Below are 18,157 nucleotides of genomic sequence, written 5' to 3' on the forward strand. Positions count from 1 at the left end.
GACGCGCATGGCGCGCCCTTGTCTCGTTATGGACCTTGCCGTGCCCGCTGCCGATACGAATCGGAACAGGCCGGAAGGCGTTTATATGGACGGGTCCGATCGCAGGCCGCAACCGCTTTTCGTAGTCGTCCGATGTGGAAAAGAAGTATAGGGAGGCGCGTTTTCAGCGCCTATTTATCTTTGCGCAAGCCGGGTTTCACAAGCGATAGAGTGGCCGTGGCGGGCGTGTTTACCGTCTACGGGTTTACCTGCATCGTCGCGGCCAAGGGCGCCCGCGTCTGGTAATTGGGGATGATGCGCAGGTGCGGTTCGTTGGGCAATTGCACATAACGGCCTAGACCATCCGGCGTAAGCGCGCCCACGTCCATGCGAGCCAGCGCGGCGCCGTTGGCGTCGTCGATGGCGATGCGCAGCGCGGGTGGGTTCAAGCCATAGGATTCGCCAGCATGCGGGGTCAGGATGCGGTCGCTGCGGGCGTGCGAAAACAAGGCCAGGAAGTCGGCGACGTCGAAGTTGGCGACGGCGGGGGTTGCGTGCCAGCCTTGCGCGCCGCGTTGCAGCATCAACGTCTGCGCCGATGTCTGGGTCTGCTTCGGCACCTGCACCTTCGATGTCTTCGTTGATGTCTGCGTTGATGTCTGCGTTGATGTCTGCGTTTGCGAAGGGATCAGCAAAGTAACGCGGGCCGCTTGATCCGCATTCCAGGCATACAAACGCGCGGGCTTGCCGCTATCGTCATGCAGATGCGTGTGGCCGCTGTGCGTGGCGGGCGACTCCATCGCTTCGTGCCATTGCCACGCCGACAACACCACCCCGGCCACCAGCAACATCGGCCATGCGATGCTACGTCCCTGGGAAAGGCGCGCGGCGTTCACCGCCGTCTCCACCACAGCAACAACCCCGTCATCAACGCCAGCAGCGGCAAGACGACGGTGCTGGTCCAGAACACCGTGCGCATCTGGCGGTTGGTGAGCTCGACGCGGCGGTTTTCGTAATGACGCGGGCGGATCGTCAGCAAGGCGTCTTCGCCGGCCAGCAGCGTGACGGCGCTGGTGAAGAGCGCGCCGTTGCCCAGGGTGGCGAAATGGCGGTTGGTCGCAAAGTCGCTATCGCCCGCCACCAGCAAGGTGGGCCGCGCCGATCCATCCACGCTGGCCGTCTGCGCGTTGCGCGTGGCCAGCGCCATCAAGGTGTGGCGCGTGCCGGCTTGACCCGGCAGATACGCCTGGGCGGACGTCTGCGCCAAGGGAATCACGGTCACGCCCGGGGGCAGACTGTCGCCCGCGGGCTCCAGCACGGCCGCGCCGGGAAAGAAGCTCAAGGGCAAACCGCGCGTCATCTTGTGGCGGGTGTAGTCGCTGACGGCGGGGCTGCCGGCGTCGTTGCGGTAGTGGCTGGCCGGGTCCGCCAGCGCGCCCGCCGGCCGTGCAATGCCGAAGTCGGCCAGCAAGGCATCCAGGCCGTGCTGCGTGTCGGGTTCCAGCAGCAGCAAGGTCTTCCCGCCGTCCGCCGTCCAGCGGCGCAGCGCCTGCGTGTCATCCGCGCCGAACGGCGTACGCGGGCCGGCGGCCACCACCACGGCGCACGCCGGCAGCGCTTGCGCCAGGCTGCCCGCGTTCACGGCGCGAGTGCCAAAGCCCAGCGTCTGCAAGGCATTGCGCGCCATCGCCATGCCATGCTGCTCATGCACTTCAACGCGCGCCACCAGATTTTCGTCGTCGCCGTGGTCTTCCAGATCGTCCAGCGACGTCAGGCTGTCCAGCATGGCTTCGCGATGCCCTTGCGTGAAGCACACCGTCTGCGCGCCCTGCTGGCTGATGCGGATCAGCGCGTTGGTGAAGTCGGTTTCAGTGCCGCCGTTGATCGTCATCTTGCGGCTGTCGGCGGCCAGCACCGCGCTGCCCGCGAACTGGATGCCGGCTTCGCGCGCCTCGGCCGGGCGCAGCGCCGGGTCCACGCCGCGCACGCGGATTAGCGGGTTGGCGTGTTCGTACTGGCGCAGCAGTTCCAGCGCGTCCACCATGCTTTTGTTGCGCAGGTCATAGAACCAGGTCACGTCCACGGGCTGCTTGATCTGGCGCGCCACGTCCAGGCTTTCGGGCGACAGGCTGTAGAGCCGCTGCGCCGTCAGATCCAGCCGGCCCAGATTGCGGGATGCCCACAGGTTCAGCGCCAGCAGCAAGGCCGCGACCGCCAGCACGGGCAGCCATAGCCCCAGCCGTCTGCCCGCGCGGCGCAAGCCGGAGTGGCCGTTCATCGCAGCCTCCAGCGCTTCAGGTTGACGGCCGCGATCATCAACGCCAGCACCGCCACGCTGGTCAGCGTTACCGTGGCAGGCCCGGGCAGCACACCCCGGATAAAGTCCACATGCTGCGCCGACAGGGACAGCGCCTGAAAGAACGGCGACAAGGCTGGAAAGGCATCCAACGCGGCCGGGTAGTCCATGAACCACAGCAACACCAGGATGCCCCAGGTGGCGCTGGCCGCCACGATCTGGTTCGAGCAGGCGCTGGACACGGCAATGCCTATCGCCAAAAACAACGCGCCGTACAGGAATACGCCGATGTAACCGCCCACGATGGGGCCGTAGTCAGGCTGCCCGTACCAGGCCAGCGGCAGCACGGCGGCGGTCGTACCCGCCAGCATCAAGGCCAATACGGTCAGCCCCGCCGCGTACTTGGCCGCCACCAGCGTGGCGTCCGACAAGGGCAAGGTCAGCAACAATTCCAACGTGCCCTGCCGCGCCTCTTCCGCAAACGCACGCATGCTGACCAAGGGCATCACCAGGATCAGCAAGATCGTCATGTTGTGAAACGCCGTGACCATTTGCCCGGTGCTGACGAAGAACAGATTGAAGCTGAACAGGTAGCCCGACAGCGCCCAGAACACGGCCACCACCACCAGCGCCACGGGCGAGCCGAAGTCGGTGCGCAGTTCTTTTCGGTACAAGGCAAGAAAGCCCTTCATGCGCGCCTCCGCAAGACCGGGTCCCATAACACCGGATCATTCGGCGCCAACGCCGCCAGCAGGCGGGTTTCGACGGCGTCGTGCAAGGACAGCACGGCGCGCACCTGGGCATGCGCCAGCACGATGCGCAGCACCTGATCGCACACGGCGCCCGGCGCTTCGCCAACACCGGCTGTGTTCCAACTGATGCGCCACTTGCTCAACGCGGCGTCCAGCACCGTGGCGTCCACCGCGTGCACGCCCGCGCAGGCCGACAAGGCAGCATGCAAGGCCGCGTGGCCCGACGTGGGCAAGGCCAGTTGCAATTGCAGCGCCGACTGCGCCTGGCCCAAGGCCGCATCTTCCACCAGGTGGCCTTGGCGCAGGATGACGATGCGGGTGCACAAGGCCTCCACCTCTTGCATGAGATGGCTGCTGAACACCACCGCGCGCCCTTCGGCGCAGCGGCGGATCATGGCGCGCGCTTCCACGATCTGCACCGGGTCCAGGCCGTTGGTGGCTTCGTCCAACAACAGCACGGGCGGATCATTCAGCACCGCTTGCGCCAGCCCTACCCGTTGCCGCTGGCCCTTGGACAGGCGGCCGATGGCGCTGCCGGCAACGGCTTGCAAATCGAAGCCGTCGATGGCGCGTTCAATGGCCTGACGGCGCGCGCGCGCCCCGCCCGCCACCTTCACGCCCGCGCCAAACTCCAGGTATTGCATGACCGTCAGCGCGTCGTACAGCGGCGCGCGTTCGGGCAGGTAGCCGATGTCGGCATTGCCCCGGCCTGGGGCGGGTTCCCGCCCTCGAACCGTGACGCGGCCGCTATCCGGCGTGTAGAACCCCGCCATCAGGCGCAGGGTGGTGGTCTTGCCGCTGCCGTTCGGCCCCAACAGGCCCACGATTTCCCCGGGCGCCACGGACAGGCTCAGGGAATGCAGGACCTGGCGGGGTCCGAACGACTTGCAGACCTGATGCAAAGCAACAGCCGGCTGCATGGGGTGCTCTTGGGTCGGGGTGGCTAGGATCGGTGCGTAGAGCCCGGCGCCTTAGTCAAAGACTTTGGTCTTGGCGTTCTGCGCGTGCTGCTCGGCGTCGTGGCTATACCAAAGCTGCCCCTGGCGCGCGTCGCGGATCTGCTTGAGCCGGTCAATCGCCTGCATCGACGCCGCGGTGTTCCAGGTAATGCCGGGGATCACGCCCGCCTCGTTCTCAGCCGTGTAGATCGCGTCCGCCGCCAGCAGCACCGTGCCGGTGTTCTTCAGTTTCACCTGCAAGGACTGATGCCCCTGCGTGTGGCCCTTGGTGTCCAGCAGCACGATGGTGCCGTCGCCGAACAGGTCGAAGTCGCCTTCCACCTGGATGAAGTCGTAGTCGCGCGTGGTGTCGAAGTCTTTCATGACATAGGCGGCGCGCTGGAATTTCTCGGGCCACCAGGCGGCGCGCAGCTCGGCCTTTTGCACCACGTGCTTGGCCTTGGGGAACATCTTGATGTTGCCGGCGTGGTCCAGGTGAAAGTGCGAATACACCACGTACTTCACGTCGCTGACGTCAAAGCCCGCGGCCTTCAACTGGCGGTCGATGACTTCGTCGCGGCCCTGGATGGAATTGAAGGCGCCGCACAAGCCCTGGCCCCAATAGTTGGCGCAGTTGCCATCGGCGGTAGCCTGGTTCATGCCGGTGTCAAACAAGACCAACCCGCGCGGGTGCTGGATCACATAGGCGGGCACGGGGATCTTGATCTTGGTGCCCACATCGACCATGGCGGTCATGAAGCCTTTGTCCAGCTCGATCTTGCCCACGGACAACTGCATCAGCTTGACGTCGGGCGGCGCGTCGGCGGCCTGCGCCCCCGCCATCATCGCCATTGCCCCAAGCGCACCTGCAAACCTCTTCCAGCTCTTGCTCATTGTCGTCTCCTCGGACCAACAGGGATGACCGCCGCCACGTGGCAACGGTCGATAGCAAGCCGCCCGGTTTGTCCCGGGTTTTTTTCAATAGGGTTTTGCTGTGCGGGGTTGATGGCGCGGCGGATCGGTTCGCCGGCCAGGACGGCATCTGACGGCCGTTTTCTCTGTTGCGCACTCTGACGCAGCGCCGCGCGGCTGCCAATTTAGGATTTATTAAGCTGGGCTTCACGGGCGCCGCACTGGTAGCAACCCTAAGGCGGATGCGCGGCCAAGGGCCAGTTACACCAGCGCCGCCCCTTTGCGCCGGGTGAACTGGGCCAGAGAACGCAGCGCCAGTGCGTGCATGGCCGCCACCGACGGCAGCAGCGTTTCTTCCTTGCGGGTCAGCACGCCCACGATGCGCTCTACCGTGGGCTCGCACAGCGGCACGAACGCCAGCCCACTGCTGACGGCGGGCCGCGCCAACACCGGCAGCACCGTCACCCCCAGGCCGCTGACCACGCTGGCCAGCAACGACGCGCGGTTAGACACCACCATGGCCGGATCGTCGATATAGCCGCCCAGTTGCCGGTTCTTGAGCGTGTCGAACGTGGCGTTGCCGATCAGCCTTTCGTCTTCAAGCGCAGACCACGGCACCGCCCCGCGCCGCCGCGCCAGCGGGTGCGATTTACGGCACACCAGCCCAAAGGCATCGCGCGCGACGGGCGTGAAGGCAACCTCGGCCGTGCGCGGCACCTGCCCGGCTACGCCCACCTGCACCTCGCCGCCCAGCACCAGCCGGTGCACGTCCTGCGACGACTCATCCAGCGCGCGGATGCGGATGTCGGGATGGCTGCGCGCGTAGCGTTCCAGCAGGCGGGGCAGCCACTCATCGGCCAATGACGGCATCACCGCCAGCGACACGGGCCCCTTGTTGCCCATGCCCAGCTGCCGTGCCGCATCCAGCACGCGGTCATGCGTAGCCAGCAATTCGCGCAGCAGCGGCGCCACCGCCAGCCCCAACGGCGTCAGTTGCGCCCGCTTGCCGGCTTCAAACAGCGGCGCGCCCAGTTGCTGTTCCAGGTCTTGCATGGCGGCCGACACGGCGGCTTGCGACCGATGCGTGCCTTCGGCCGCAAGGCGGAAGCTGCCGTGGTCGGCCGCCAACAGGAACTGGCGCAGGTGCTGGATCTTCAGGGGCGTGGGCATGCTGGGCACCGGTTGGCTTCAGGTTTTCCGAAATTAACTTGAGTTAATTTGGATTGTCAAAATTTGCTCTCGGCATGAACAATGGGCTCATCATCAGCCCTTATGCGTTGGAGCAATCAAATGGCCCTGCAAGTGCGCAAGATCATCAGTTACGTTGAAAAGACCTGCATCGAAGGCGGCAAGCCGGCTGAGCGCCCCTTGGTCATGATCGTGGCCGCCGCCGTGATCCGTAATCCGTGGGCGGGCTTGCCGTTCCAGGAAGACCTGCGTCCGCAAATCCTGGAAAACGCGCCGCCGTTGGGCGAACTGCTGGTGGCCGAGATATTGCGGCAGGCCGGGTCGGCCGACCAGATCGAAGCCTACGGCAAGGCTGCCGTGGTGGGCACGTCAGGGGAAGTCGAGCATGCATCCGCGTTGATCCACACACTGCGCTTTGGCAATGCCTACCGCAATGCCGTGGGCGGCACCAGCTACCTGGCTTTCACCAACACGCGCGGCGGCCCGGGCTGCGTTATTTCCGTGCCCTTGATGCACAAAGAGGACGAAGGCCTGCGTTCACACTACCTGACCGTGCAGACCAACATCAACGACGCCCCCGCGCCGGACGAAATCGTGATTGCGCTGGGCGCGGCAACGTCGGGCAGGCCGCATCACCGCATCGGCAACCGCTATTCCGACTTGCAGGAATTGGCGCAAGAGGCGCAGTCGAAATGAGCACGCCACGCCGTCGATCCGGCCGTGGCGCACCGCTGGTGCTGCTGCACGGCGTGGGCTTGGACCACACGCTTTGGGATGATGTGGCGCCGCTGCTGGAGGCCCGCTTTGACGTGCTGCGCTACGACCTGCTGGGTCATGGCGCGGCGCCGGGCCTTCAAGGGGCCGCGGAGATGCCGCGGTTTATTGCGCAACTGGACGCCGAACTGGACGCGGCCGGCTGGAGCGAAGCCAACGTGCTGGGCTATTCGATGGGCGGCCTGATCGCGGGAGCCTATGCCGCCGCGCGGCCCCAGCGCGTGACCCGGCTAGTGCTGTTGAGCACGGTGTTCCACCGCACGCCAGACGAAGTGCGTGCCGTGATGACCCGTCTGGAGGCCGCGGCCACGCAGGACGTGGGCGCGGCAGCGGCGGTGTCGCTGCAACGCTGGTTCACGCCCGCGTTCGAGGCCGCGCGCCCGGAGCGTATTGCCGCCATCGGCCACCGCCTGCTTCACAACAACCGCGCCGACTTCCTGGCGGCCTATCGCTTGTTCGCGCACGGCGACACGCTGCTGGCGCAAGCCGCGCCCGACATTTCGTGTCCGACGCTGGTGATGACGGGAGACCAAGACGTCGGGTCTACGCCCCGCATGACGCGCGCGCTGGCGCGGGCGCTACCTGACGCGCGAGTGCGTGTGGTGGACGGCCAGCGGCATATGCTGCCGGTGGAAGCCCCCGAGGCACTTGCCTCGGCCCTGCATGCGTTTTTATTGCCGAGCGCGCCGTCGGAGGCGCTGACGGGCGGCATGCCCGGGGGGCCGAATGGCCCAGAGCCCACAGCCTATTTCCGACCCGCAGCCCCCCGCTGAATCGCCCGCCAGACAGAGGTGATCGGCCCACGCCCCGATAACGGGCGCAGAAGGAGACAACCGCATGAATCGCAGAACCGTTTTGAAGCAACTGGCCCTGGGCGCAACAACGCCGCTGGCCGCGTCGCTGGGCCTGTCGCTGGGCCGAAATGCCGCCGCGCGCGAGGCGCCGCTACGCGTCATCGTGCCGTTTCCGCCGGGCGGCGGCACCGACGTGCTGGGCCGCGTTGTCGCCGCCACGCTGGAAGGGGCGCTGGACCGCCCCGTCGTGGTGGAGAACAAGCCGGGCGCCAGCGGCATGCTAGGCGCCGACTACACCGCCAACGGCGCCAAGGATGGCAGCGTGCTGCTGTTTGCCGGGCTGGTGCCGTCGGTGCGTTATTACGCGCGGCCGCCGGAAGAGGTGCTCAAGCAACTGGCGCCCGTCTGCCCCATCGCGCGTTCCCCGTACATGGTGGCCGTCAACGCCGACGTGCCCGCCAAGACCCTGGCCGACCTGGTCGCGCAGGCCAAGCGTGAACCCAAGGGCTTGACCTTCGGATCGCCCGGCAACGCCACACCGCAGCATCTGGCGACCGAACTGCTGCAAGCCGCGTGCGGCATCGACATGCTGCACGTGCCCTATCGGGGCACGGGCCCGATGATGACGGACCTGCTAGGCGGCCAGATTCAGGTGGTGGTGGCCACCGTGGCGGCCGTCGAACCATATTTGAAGAGCGGGCGGCTGCGCGTGCTGGCCGTAACCAGCCGCGAACGGCTGCCGAAGTATCCCGACATTCCCACGGTCGCCGAAAGCGGTTACGCCGGCTTTGACGCGCAGATCCAGTTCGGCACGTATTGCGCGGCCGGCACGCCCGAAGCCACCATCGCCGCCTTGAACCAGGGCATCAACCGCGCCCTGCAAACCGAGTCCGTGCGCGCCAAGCTGGCCGAACAGGGCTTTGCCCCCACGGGCGGAACACCTGCACAGTTGCAACAATCGTTGCTGGCCGAGATCCGCGACGTGGCCGGACTGGTACAGGCAGGCAAGGTCCGGGTGGACCTGTAGCGATCTGTAGCGGGCGGTAGCGAAGGGGCGCGCAGCCGCGCAAAGGCCTGATTAGAATTCGGACTTCTTCCCCTCCGCCCGCCCGCCATGCTCCGTCCCTATTCGCTGTTGACCGGCGCCCTGACCCTGTCCGCCCTACTGGCTTGTGGCGCCGCGCAAGCCGCCAGCGGCCCCTGCCCCGAAGCGGCCGGCATCGTGCGCGCCGTCTACAACAACACCGACAAGCCCGACGCCCAAGGCCGCATTCGCCTTGCGGAAGGACACGCCATCGTCACGCTCTCCGATGCCGATGTAGGCGCGCCGTTTGCCGTGGCGTGCAAAACGTGGCCCGCCAATCCGGACCTGTTGCTGGTGGCGGTGCCCTTGATGCAGGACACGCCCGACCCCGAGAATGGCCACGTCGGCGACCTGGACGTGCTGGTGCTGGACAAGCAGACGCTGCAAGTGCGCCAACGACGCAGGCTGGTGGGCCTGATGTCGGACGATGCCGTGCGGATCGCCGGGCTGGCATTCGACACGGCGCGCTATGACGTGGCGGCCGACCAGCGCGCATTCGGCATCCGGATCGAACGCGAGGGCGCATCGCGCGCCAACCCCTTCGACGAAACCAGCTTGCGCCTGTTCACCGTGCACGAAAACGAACTGCGCATGGTGCTGGACGGCATGGCCGTCAACCGCTCATCCGGCGTATGGGACACCACCTGCGCCGGCGAATTCTCGGAAAGCGCCGTCAGCCTGGCGATAGGCGACGCGCAACGCCGTGGCTACCGCAACCTGATCGCCACCGAATCCCACTCGGCCAGCCGCGCCTCGGTGCAGCAAGGCGGCTGCGAGGAAAAAACCATCAAGCAAGGCAAGACCCGCCACACGCTTTCGTTTGACGGCAAGCGCTACCGCATTCCGAAGGCGCTGCGGTCGATGGACCGCGATATCGCTGGATAAGCACGATTTACCCAGATGCTTGCTGACAAAACCGGTATCGGCAGAGCATGCTCGATAACACTCCGTGCCCGGTGCTCAACATTTCTTAGTCGTCCTATAGCCATACCCTGACTCGCTGTCCAAGATGTGCCGCATGACGCACTCAAAGGGGGGCATCGTGAGTCACAAACACGACTTTCGATTCAGCTTTGGCATCGTAGGCGGCATGGACTTTGAAGTGGTCGAGTTCACCCTGTACGAGGGCTTGTCCGAGCCCTTTCGGCTGGACCTAGCTCTGGCCAGCCATGAATCATCGGTGGACTTCGGCCACGTGCTGGATCAAGCGGCCTTGCTGACCATCTGGTATCAAGAAGCCCCGGTACGCTACGTACACGGCGTGGTCTCGCGCTTCGAACAAGGCACCACCGGCTTTCGCCGCACCCGCTACCGCGCCACCGTCGAACCGCTATTGGCCCGCGCCGGCCTGTGTTCCGACTGGCGCATTTTCCAGCACCTGTCCGTACCCGAAATCCTGCAAGCGGTGCTTAAAGAGCACGGGGTCCTGGACTACGAACAGACGGTCACCCACGAACACCTGCCGCGCGAATACTGCGTGCAGGCCGGTGACACCGATCTGTACTTCCTGGAACGCCTGGCCCGCGAAGAAGGCTTCTTCCATGCCTTTCATCATCATGCCAAAGGCCACCGCCTGGTCCACAGCGACCGCCTGCACATCCACGGCAACATCGACGGTGGCCCGGTCCAGTACCAGCCTGCCCCGGGTGGGGATAAACCCGAACCGGCGCTACGCCGCTTCACCTACGCCGAACAGGTTCGCACGGCCCGCCAGACCCAACGCGACTACACCTACACCCACCCCCGGTACACGCAGGAACACAGCCGCGATGGCGTCAACCTGGACCACCAGCGTCGCCACTACGAACGCTATGACTACCCGGGCCGCTACAAACGCGACGAAGCGGGCATTCCGTTCACCGAGAACCGCCTGCGGGGGCTACGGCGCGATGCGCGCGTTGCATCGGTCGAAGGCGACGACCCGCGTCTGGTCCCGGGCTTGTCGTTCGAACTGGAAGGCCATCCGCGCGGCGACCTGAACCAAGGCTGGCGCCCGGTACGCATGCGTCATCACGGGGTGCAGCACAGCAGCCAACAGGAAGACGGCGCCGATGCACAGCAAGGCACGCGCTATGGCTACACGGCAGAGCTTGTCTCCAAACATACGGAATGGCGTGCCGAACCGCTGCCCAAGCCGCGCATCGACGGGCCTCAGATTGCCACGGTGACCGGGCCCAAAGGCGAAGAGATCTATTGCGACAGCTACGGGCGCGTCAAAGTGCAGTTTCCCTGGGACCGGCTGGGCCGCCACGACGAGCACAGCTCATGCTGGATCCGGGTGTCGCAAAACTGGGCGGGTGCCATGTGGGGGCACATGGCCATTCCGCGCATCGGACAGGAAGTGATCGTGAATTTTTTGGATGGCGACGTGGACCAGGCTGTCATCACGGGCCGCACCCATATGGCGCTGCAACTACCGCCTTACGAACTGCCCCGTCACAAGACGCGCATGACGATCAAAAGCCAGACCCACAAGGGCGAAGGCTACAACGAACTGCGCTTTGAAGACGAGCGCGATCAGGAAGAAATTTTCGTGCATGCGCAGCGCGACCAGAACATCCACGTCAATCACGACGAAACCACCTTCGTTGGACACGACCGCAGCGAAAAGATCGAAAACGACGAGACGATCGCCATCGGCCGCGACCGCCGCGAAACCGTGGCCAACAACGAGCATGTGGATATCGGCCAAGACCGCCGTCACAGCACCGGCCAGGACGACTTCCTGAGCGTGGGCCGCAACCACACCATCCAGACGGCCAAGGACCGCACGGAAGAGGTCGGCAACAGTCGGCGCGACAAGACGGCGGCCAACCACTGGACCGACATCGGCGGCTATGCCGAAACGAAGATCGAAGGGTACGACCTGCTTGAAGTGGGTCAGAAGATACACCGCAAGACCACGGTCTACGAGCTGCAGGCCGGCGAGAAGGTCGTATTCAAAGGCCCTGGCGGCACCATCACCATCGACGGCTCGGGCATCACGCTGGATGGCGTCGAAATCAAGATCAAGGGGCCCTTGAGCCAGAGCAGCTCGGGTAGCGGCAGCTCACTCCAGATAGCGGGAATGCCCGCCGTGTCGCGCGACGTCGACCCGGCGGATATTCCGTTGTCGGAGTAAGGAAATCGCGCAGGAGTCCATCGCAGTTCGAACCTGGGAGTAAGACGTCATGTTGATCAGCGCGCCCTTCCTACGCGCCGTGTTGCAAGCCGAAGACGCGGAAAGCAATGCCTACTGGAGCCTGGGTGAAAAAACCGGCAAGGGTGCGTTTCCTGTCAGCCATCAGTTTGGCTGGCATGGCGGCGTTCACCTGGTGGCGCCGGGGTCTCCACAGAATCCCGAACCGGTGCGGGCGATCGCGGATGGCGTCGTGGTGTATGCCAGGGCCAGCGACAAACCTAAACCGGCAATCGATTCCGCCACGCCGTCCAATGACCCCTTGAGGTACTACAAGGGCTGGACCAGCAACGGCGTCTTGGTCCTGAAGCACGACACCGAAATCGGTGAAGGCGTCAACGTCACGTTTTATTCCATCTATCAGCACCTACATACCTTGGAAAAGAACGCGGGAACAAAACTTGCCTTGAACACCGGCGACAAGGTCTGCCGCAAAGAGGCCATCGCCCAGGCCGGCTACATCTACGGCGCCCCCCACCGCATTCACTTCGAAATCGTGGCCGACAAAGCCAACGTAGAACGGTTGCTGGGCCGCAGCAAGGGGGAATTGAAAAGCCAGGAAGGCCGACGCGACTGCGTGTGGGGCGATATTCATTTTGTGCTGCCGGCCAATACGCCGCTTTACGACACGAACCCTCGCGAATCTCGAAGCACCTATCTCACCCGTTTGTTTCACCCCGGGCAACCGGGAAGCAATGATCGCCCCGATGCCATCGCATCCTTGTTCGGCACCACCCCGGATCAGTTGTGGAAGATGAACCGCAAGTCCATCAGCGGCGCGAAGCGGGAGGGGGACGAGAAGACGTGGTTCAACTGGGTAACCGGTGCCCACCAGAATATGTTTGATCTACCCACCCCTAGCGCAACCGAAAGAACGATCTACGTGCCTGGGGTATATGGCGCGCTGGCCGACCGCTTTCCTTCCGGTTCCAATTCCGAACATTGGGCGAACTGGCATGTGCCGGTGGCCGCGCGGACGACAGCAGAGCTGATTATCAGCATCAGCGAACAGCGCGGAGTTTTCACGGTCACTGCCCGCAACCGGCAGGGCAAGGTAACCGGCATCTTGCAAGGCGCCGCCGATAAAAGCGAAAGTTCCTACGAGCTTTACAACACCGCCGTCAAAAACTATCCAGGTTGCCCCAGCGCCGGTTTTGAAATGCTGCGCTTTGGCCGTGTGTTGGGTCCAGATGCACCAGCGCAAAGCGATCTGTATAACGGCCGGCTACCGCATATCCGCAGAATCCGGCTGTCTGATGGCAGCATATTTTTTGTTGACCTAAATGCGGTGGGCGTTCGCGTCTACAGCGACGCGGACTTTCCGCACTGGCAAGGCTGGACGTTTATTGATGACGACCTGGATGGGAATAGCCGATGCGATTCGGGCACGCTGCTGAACCTGATTGAGCCGTTAAAACCCACGCCGCATCCGCTACCGCAGGTGACAGGCGTCATAGGCGACACGATCCACAAGGTGGCGACCGGCGCGCACGCCTTGATGCAATACCAAGACCGCCTGGCACGCGCCACCGCCAAGATCCGCACCGCGCAGGTATCCAGGGCGTTGCGCCGCTGTGTGGTGAAAATTCCCACCGAATGGTCGCGTGACGATTTTGATCAGCGATGGAGTTGGCTGAAGGTCGACGATCCTGATCAACGTCCGGCGAATGTGTTGAGGACGAGTGAGTGCCTTAGCGATGAGGCGTATGGCAGGCTGAAGCGGCATCACCTGGCGCTGGCGTTCTGGGAAGAGGCGCAGGAGAAAGGCTTGGCACTGGATAAGGTGCATTACCACTTCCATCCGTTGCAGTTTATTGAGGAGTTCGCAAAATGCATGTGGCTAAGCGAGTCAGAGTTTATACAGCTCTTGCCAAAGGAGACGCTAAGAGAACATGGCTCCGGGATATATTACGAGCCCGTCAAGCTAGGGGACACCAGGGAGCGCAACATCAAACTCCATCAAGCGCACCTTAACTTGGCGTTGCGAAAAAACTTAATAAACACTCCCCTTCGAATGGCGACTTTCTTTGCCAATGCCCTTCAAGAAACAACCTGGCTTCAAACTCTGCGCGAGAACGACTCCACCCGCTGGTACTACCCTTGGGATGGACGTGGCTTCTTGCAATTGACACATGCGACGAACTACATCCGCTATTGGGATTATCGTGGGCGAGAAAAACAAATATCACAGGAGACGCGGGAAGCTCTCTCGCATGCCACTAAGCAGGCCAATTCTCACCGATCGCAAGCCATTACTTTCCTAGGCGATGCCGTCAGCGGGGTAACCGCGATAATGCTTCAATGGCGCTCAGAGCTTGGGGCGGAAGTCGAACCGCTTCAGACGGAAGCGTACTTCTCGCCATCCGATAGTGCTGGATTCTATTGGTCCTTGATGAAAATTGCCCGATACGCCGATGGCGAAGTCAGTTTGGAAAGACGCGTCGTCGCGGCTACGCACCCAAGTGCTCCGACGCAAATTAAACAAAAAATCTATTATCACGCCACCGGGTTCCGAAATGCCTCGGCCAGCATCAATTACCCCAAAGCGGTAAATAACCCAAGCATAAACTTCAATGGATATATCGCCAGATGCATTCCATTTGCGCAGGCACTGGCGGTTTTGGGAGATTTTCTGTTTCCCGATGCTTCTGGCCGCCTATCCCTTGAATATCCGGAGGGACATACTCCGAGAAGAGAACCCCTATGAAAATCAAGTTCTTCACCGTACTGGTTTACGTACTTTTGCAAGTATCAGGGATCTCTTGCCTCGCCGGCGAGCCAACGGCGGCACCCAAGCAACTTCGCGTCGACATGGGGGATAACTGTGTTATCCGCATAGTGGACTATTTCGACGGCGAACTGAGTAGGAGAGGTCCAGGCCTAGCTCGATACGCTTCTGAGAAAGCGCCCGTCGACACCTCATTACATAAGTTTGGCGTTCCGTTTACTTGCGGCAACAATCCAATTTCAGGAAATAACTCAGTCGCCAAGAAATATGGCGCGATATTAAATATCGGCAACGAAGATTGGGAACCTCTTTACCCCACATCGGATCAGGATGAGATAAGAGGGTTGAGGGCCGTAACGTCTATTCATAACTTCTCGTCGGCCAATGCCAGTGGATTCTATAAAACCCAGGATGCCGATGACGGGCTACCACGCTTGCGTGATCGCGCAATGACCTACTGCTTATTTGGCGAAAAAAAGCATGTATGTGGATTCATGATCGTCATGCGGCTGAATGAGCCCAAAACCAACCAACTACCTCACATCTTAAAAGTCCTTCGCAGCGTCGAGTTTCTCGATCCTGACGTATCAGACGAAACAAACTCGGCCGCCCCTGATTGGGCATACATAAAGAGTTTCCAAGACTTGACCGATGGCCCACCTCTCGCCGCCGATGTATTGAACGTCACCTTACAAGTAAACAGAGCAGCATTACATTTACAGAATAGAAGCAAATATTTTCCCATGCATATCAGGCCATATCGGACGAAGTTCCTATCAACCTTCCAGAGGGGAGCATTCGACCATGATTAAATTAATGGCCGTCTTGATGCACATAGGTATCATCGCATTTTCTTCAAATTCGAATGCCTCTAATTCCAGAGCTCTGTTTGACCTATCCTCAGCTTGCGGATACTCAGTGCAATCGAGTCGACCGCTAGTTATCCAAGTCGATAAATGCAGATTGTTTTATGAAGATAAGGTGAATAGCCCCGCCTTCTATGGAAGCCTTAGATCGTTCAAGACAACCGAAACCCCTCCTCCGGACTTCGTGCTACTTAAATACGTAAATGGCCGATTAAAGTCCTTAAGGGAAAATTATTACGACAGCGCCCGTGACACAAAGCAGACCATAATAAAAAGGCGACGATACCCATTCCCGAAAAATAACAATCGAGACACCACAATAATTACACGACTTCAGGTCGACTATCTCAAGGAATCACCTGACTTTACTGAACTAGAATCCGTTGAAGAGAAATACGATTGCTGGGATGGCGTGGCGTTTGGCAGAATTTGGGCAGTTCATTATTCGCTCTGCTCCTTGGTAGATGCCCGCTCGGACGAGCTATTTTCAAGTGCCCGCTGGCAGTATCAAGTAATCAAAAGTCTCAAAATTCAGTGATGACCCTCCTTGGATCCAGCGTCACCCGCCCCCCCCGCTCCGCTGAAATCGATGACCCCCACCACCACTGGATAACCACCATTTACAAGCCGATTCGTCTCTGTGCATGCTGCCGTGTTGATCCGGCATAGATCGGGCGCAACATGGAGACGACATGCCTAGTCAGGAATCCCTGCATACCGCCCACATCCGTGAGATCGAACAGGTGGGCCGGGGCCGCCCCACTCAGCGCGACGCGCACGTGGTGCGCAGTTGGCTGCGCTGCCTGGATCAATACCGGCTGGACCCCGCGCAGGCTTGCGAAGCCTATATCGTGCCGGATGGCAGGTTGCGGGAACATCGCCAGCAATCCGAAGCGCTGATCCGCATTGCCCGCAGCGGGCTGGACCATCTTTTCCGGCAGGTGGCCGGGCAAAACTACGTGTTGCTGCTGGCCGACCGCCAAGGCGTCACCGTGGAATTCCTGGGCGACCCCGCGCAGACGTCCAAGCTGCGCAAGGCGGGCCTGTACCTGGGATCGGAATGGTCCGAGCCGCGCGCCGGCACCTGCGCGGTGGGCGCTTGCCTGGAGACGGGCGAGGCGCTGACCATTCACCAGACCGACCATTTCGACAACACCCATACCCCGCTGTCCTGCACGGCCGCGCCGATCTACAACGCCGACGGGGAACTGGCCGCCGTGCTGGATATTTCCTTGCTGAGTTCGCCCAGCCTGAAGACCAGCCAAAACCTGGCGCTGCACCTGGTCAACAGCACGACGCGCCGCATCGAACTGGCCAACCTGATGGCGCGCACGCGCAACGAATGGGTGCTGCGCTTCGCGCGGTCGCCCGAGTTCCTGGACGTGGACCCGGAAGCGGCGATCTCGCTGGACGGCGCGGGCCGCATCCTGGGCATGACGCACTCGGGCGCCAAGTTGCTGGCCCGCGCGGCCGGGCTGGACTGGCGCCAACCGGCGGGCCTGATCGGCCAACCGGTCACGCGCTTCTTCGACGTGCAGTTGGACGACCTGCCCCAATACACGCGTGGCCATGCGCCGCAGGACCGCTTGATCGTCGCGCGGGATGGCAACGCGTTGTTTGCGCACGCCATTGAACCGAACCGCAGTGCACGCGGCGCCACCGTCGCCGTGCGCGGCACGCCGTCGGCGCTGCGCGGGCTGGACGGCGGCGATGCCAGGATGGCGGCCTTGCAGACACGCGCCGCCAAGCTCGCCCGGCAAGGCCTGCCTATCCTGCTGCAAGGCGAAACCGGGGTGGGCAAGGAATACTTGGCGCGCGCCATTCACGAAGACAGCCGGCGGCCGGGCCGTTTCGTGGCGGTGAACTGTGCCGCCATTCCCGAATCATTGATTGAAAGCGAGCTGTTCGGCTATCTGCCGGGCGCCTACACCGGCGCTGCGCCGAAGGGCCGCAAGGGGCTGATCGAGGAGGCTGACGGCGGCACGCTGTTCCTGGACGAAATCGGCGATATGCCGCTGGCGCTGCAAAGCCGGCTGCTGCGCGTGCTGGCTGAATCCGAAGTCACACCCATCGGCGCCAATGCGCCGCGTGCGCTGCGGCTGGCGCTGGTGTCGGCCTCGCACCGCGACCTGGGCGCACTGGTGCGCGAGGGGCGCTTTCGTGAAGACCTTTACTACCGCATCAATGCCGCTACGCTGACCGTGCCCGCGCTGCGCGAGCGCCAGGATCTGGACTGGTTGATCGCGCGCATGCTGGCGCGCCATCAGGATGAATCGGGCGCGCCCGTGCTGTCGCCCGCCGCCTTGCTGGCATTGAAGGCGCATGCCTGGCCCGGCAATATCCGCGAACTGGCCAACGTGATCGCCGTGGCCGCCGCGCTGTGCGAACACGGCATCATCGAACCGGCCGACCTGCCCGAGGCGCTGGCCCCGGGCGGCGTCGCGGTGTCGGCCGAGGAAGCGACGTTGCGATCCACGCTGGACAGTTGCGCGGGCAATGTGTCGGAAGCCGCGCGGCGGCTGGGCCTGGACCGTTCCACCGTGCACCGGCAGATGCGGCGCTACGGCTTGGGCGCTCGCGGGCGGCGCTAGGGCTTTCTGCACTGCGGGTTCCTGGCGCGACTTTCCGCGACCAGGCAGTAACTTACCGCGCCGCCGCCAGTTAGCGC

14 protein-coding genes are annotated in these 18,157 nt (G+C 62.9%); 8 read left to right on the plus strand and 6 right to left on the minus strand.

Annotation, left to right across the window (positions count from 1 at the left end):
- Positions 1-236: 236 nt before the first annotated feature.
- The 6 genes from M2361_RS15850 to M2361_RS15875 form a co-directional block, all read right to left on the minus strand.
- On the minus strand, positions 237-875 hold the full coding sequence (locus M2361_RS15850) for a DUF4340 domain-containing protein (protein ID WP_259250479.1): 639 nt from the start codon (positions 873-875) through the stop codon (positions 237-239).
- Positions 872-2,257 (minus strand): GldG family protein, encoded by a 1,386-nt coding sequence (locus M2361_RS15855; RefSeq protein WP_259250481.1) that lies wholly within the window; start codon positions 2,255-2,257, stop codon positions 872-874. Before M2361_RS15855 ends, M2361_RS15850 begins: the two co-directional genes overlap by 4 nt.
- Positions 2,254-2,967 carry an ABC transporter permease gene (locus tag M2361_RS15860; protein ID WP_259250483.1) on the minus strand — a complete coding sequence of 238 codons (714 nt, stop codon included), beginning with the start codon at positions 2,965-2,967 and terminating at the stop codon, positions 2,254-2,256. Before M2361_RS15860 ends, M2361_RS15855 begins: the two co-directional genes overlap by 4 nt.
- Complete coding sequence (locus M2361_RS15865; RefSeq protein WP_259250485.1) at positions 2,964-3,947, minus strand: ABC transporter ATP-binding protein; 984 nt, start codon at positions 3,945-3,947, stop codon at positions 2,964-2,966. Before M2361_RS15865 ends, M2361_RS15860 begins: the two co-directional genes overlap by 4 nt.
- 51 nt (positions 3,948-3,998) lie before the next feature.
- Positions 3,999-4,859, minus strand: coding sequence for an N-acyl homoserine lactonase family protein (locus M2361_RS15870; RefSeq protein WP_100854344.1), 861 nt, complete (start codon positions 4,857-4,859; stop codon positions 3,999-4,001).
- Positions 4,860-5,138: 279 nt separating this feature from the next.
- A complete protein-coding gene (locus M2361_RS15875; RefSeq protein ID WP_259250487.1) occupies positions 5,139-6,047 on the minus strand; it encodes a LysR family transcriptional regulator in 909 nt (302 codons plus the stop codon).
- A gap of 120 nt (positions 6,048-6,167) precedes the next feature.
- Between M2361_RS15875 and M2361_RS15880 the strand changes: the two genes are divergently transcribed.
- From M2361_RS15880 to M2361_RS15915, 8 genes are all read left to right on the plus strand, one after another.
- Positions 6,168-6,761 (plus strand): amino acid synthesis family protein, encoded by a 594-nt coding sequence (locus M2361_RS15880; RefSeq protein ID WP_100854342.1) that lies wholly within the window; start codon positions 6,168-6,170, stop codon positions 6,759-6,761.
- Positions 6,758-7,612 carry an alpha/beta fold hydrolase gene (locus M2361_RS15885; protein WP_259250490.1) on the plus strand — a complete coding sequence of 285 codons (855 nt, stop codon included), beginning with the start codon at positions 6,758-6,760 and terminating at the stop codon, positions 7,610-7,612. The genes M2361_RS15880 and M2361_RS15885 overlap by 4 nt, the downstream gene beginning before the upstream one ends.
- 64 nt (positions 7,613-7,676) lie before the next feature.
- Positions 7,677-8,660: a tripartite tricarboxylate transporter substrate binding protein gene (locus M2361_RS15890; protein ID WP_259250492.1), complete on the plus strand. Its 984-nt coding sequence runs from the start codon at positions 7,677-7,679 to the stop codon at positions 8,658-8,660.
- A gap of 87 nt (positions 8,661-8,747) precedes the next feature.
- On the plus strand, positions 8,748-9,602 hold the full coding sequence (locus M2361_RS15895) for a hypothetical protein (protein ID WP_259250494.1): 855 nt from the start codon (positions 8,748-8,750) through the stop codon (positions 9,600-9,602).
- 157 nt (positions 9,603-9,759) lie between these two features.
- Positions 9,760-11,838: a type VI secretion system Vgr family protein gene (locus M2361_RS15900; protein ID WP_259250495.1), complete on the plus strand. Its 2,079-nt coding sequence runs from the start codon at positions 9,760-9,762 to the stop codon at positions 11,836-11,838.
- Between the two features lie 49 nt (positions 11,839-11,887).
- A complete protein-coding gene (locus M2361_RS15905) occupies positions 11,888-14,602 on the plus strand; it encodes a M23 family metallopeptidase (protein WP_259250497.1) in 2,715 nt (904 codons plus the stop codon).
- A complete protein-coding gene (locus tag M2361_RS15910; protein ID WP_259250499.1) occupies positions 14,599-15,435 on the plus strand; it encodes a hypothetical protein in 837 nt (278 codons plus the stop codon). Before M2361_RS15905 ends, M2361_RS15910 begins: the two co-directional genes overlap by 4 nt.
- Before the next feature lie 746 nt (positions 15,436-16,181).
- Positions 16,182-18,080 (plus strand): sigma-54-dependent Fis family transcriptional regulator, encoded by a 1,899-nt coding sequence (locus M2361_RS15915; protein ID WP_259250500.1) that lies wholly within the window; start codon positions 16,182-16,184, stop codon positions 18,078-18,080.
- The last annotated feature ends 77 nt before the right edge of the window (positions 18,081-18,157 follow it).

This window comes from Achromobacter sp. JUb104, from assembly GCF_024806975.1.
GTDB classification, from domain to species: Bacteria; Pseudomonadota; Gammaproteobacteria; order Burkholderiales; family Burkholderiaceae_B; genus Achromobacter; species Achromobacter spanius.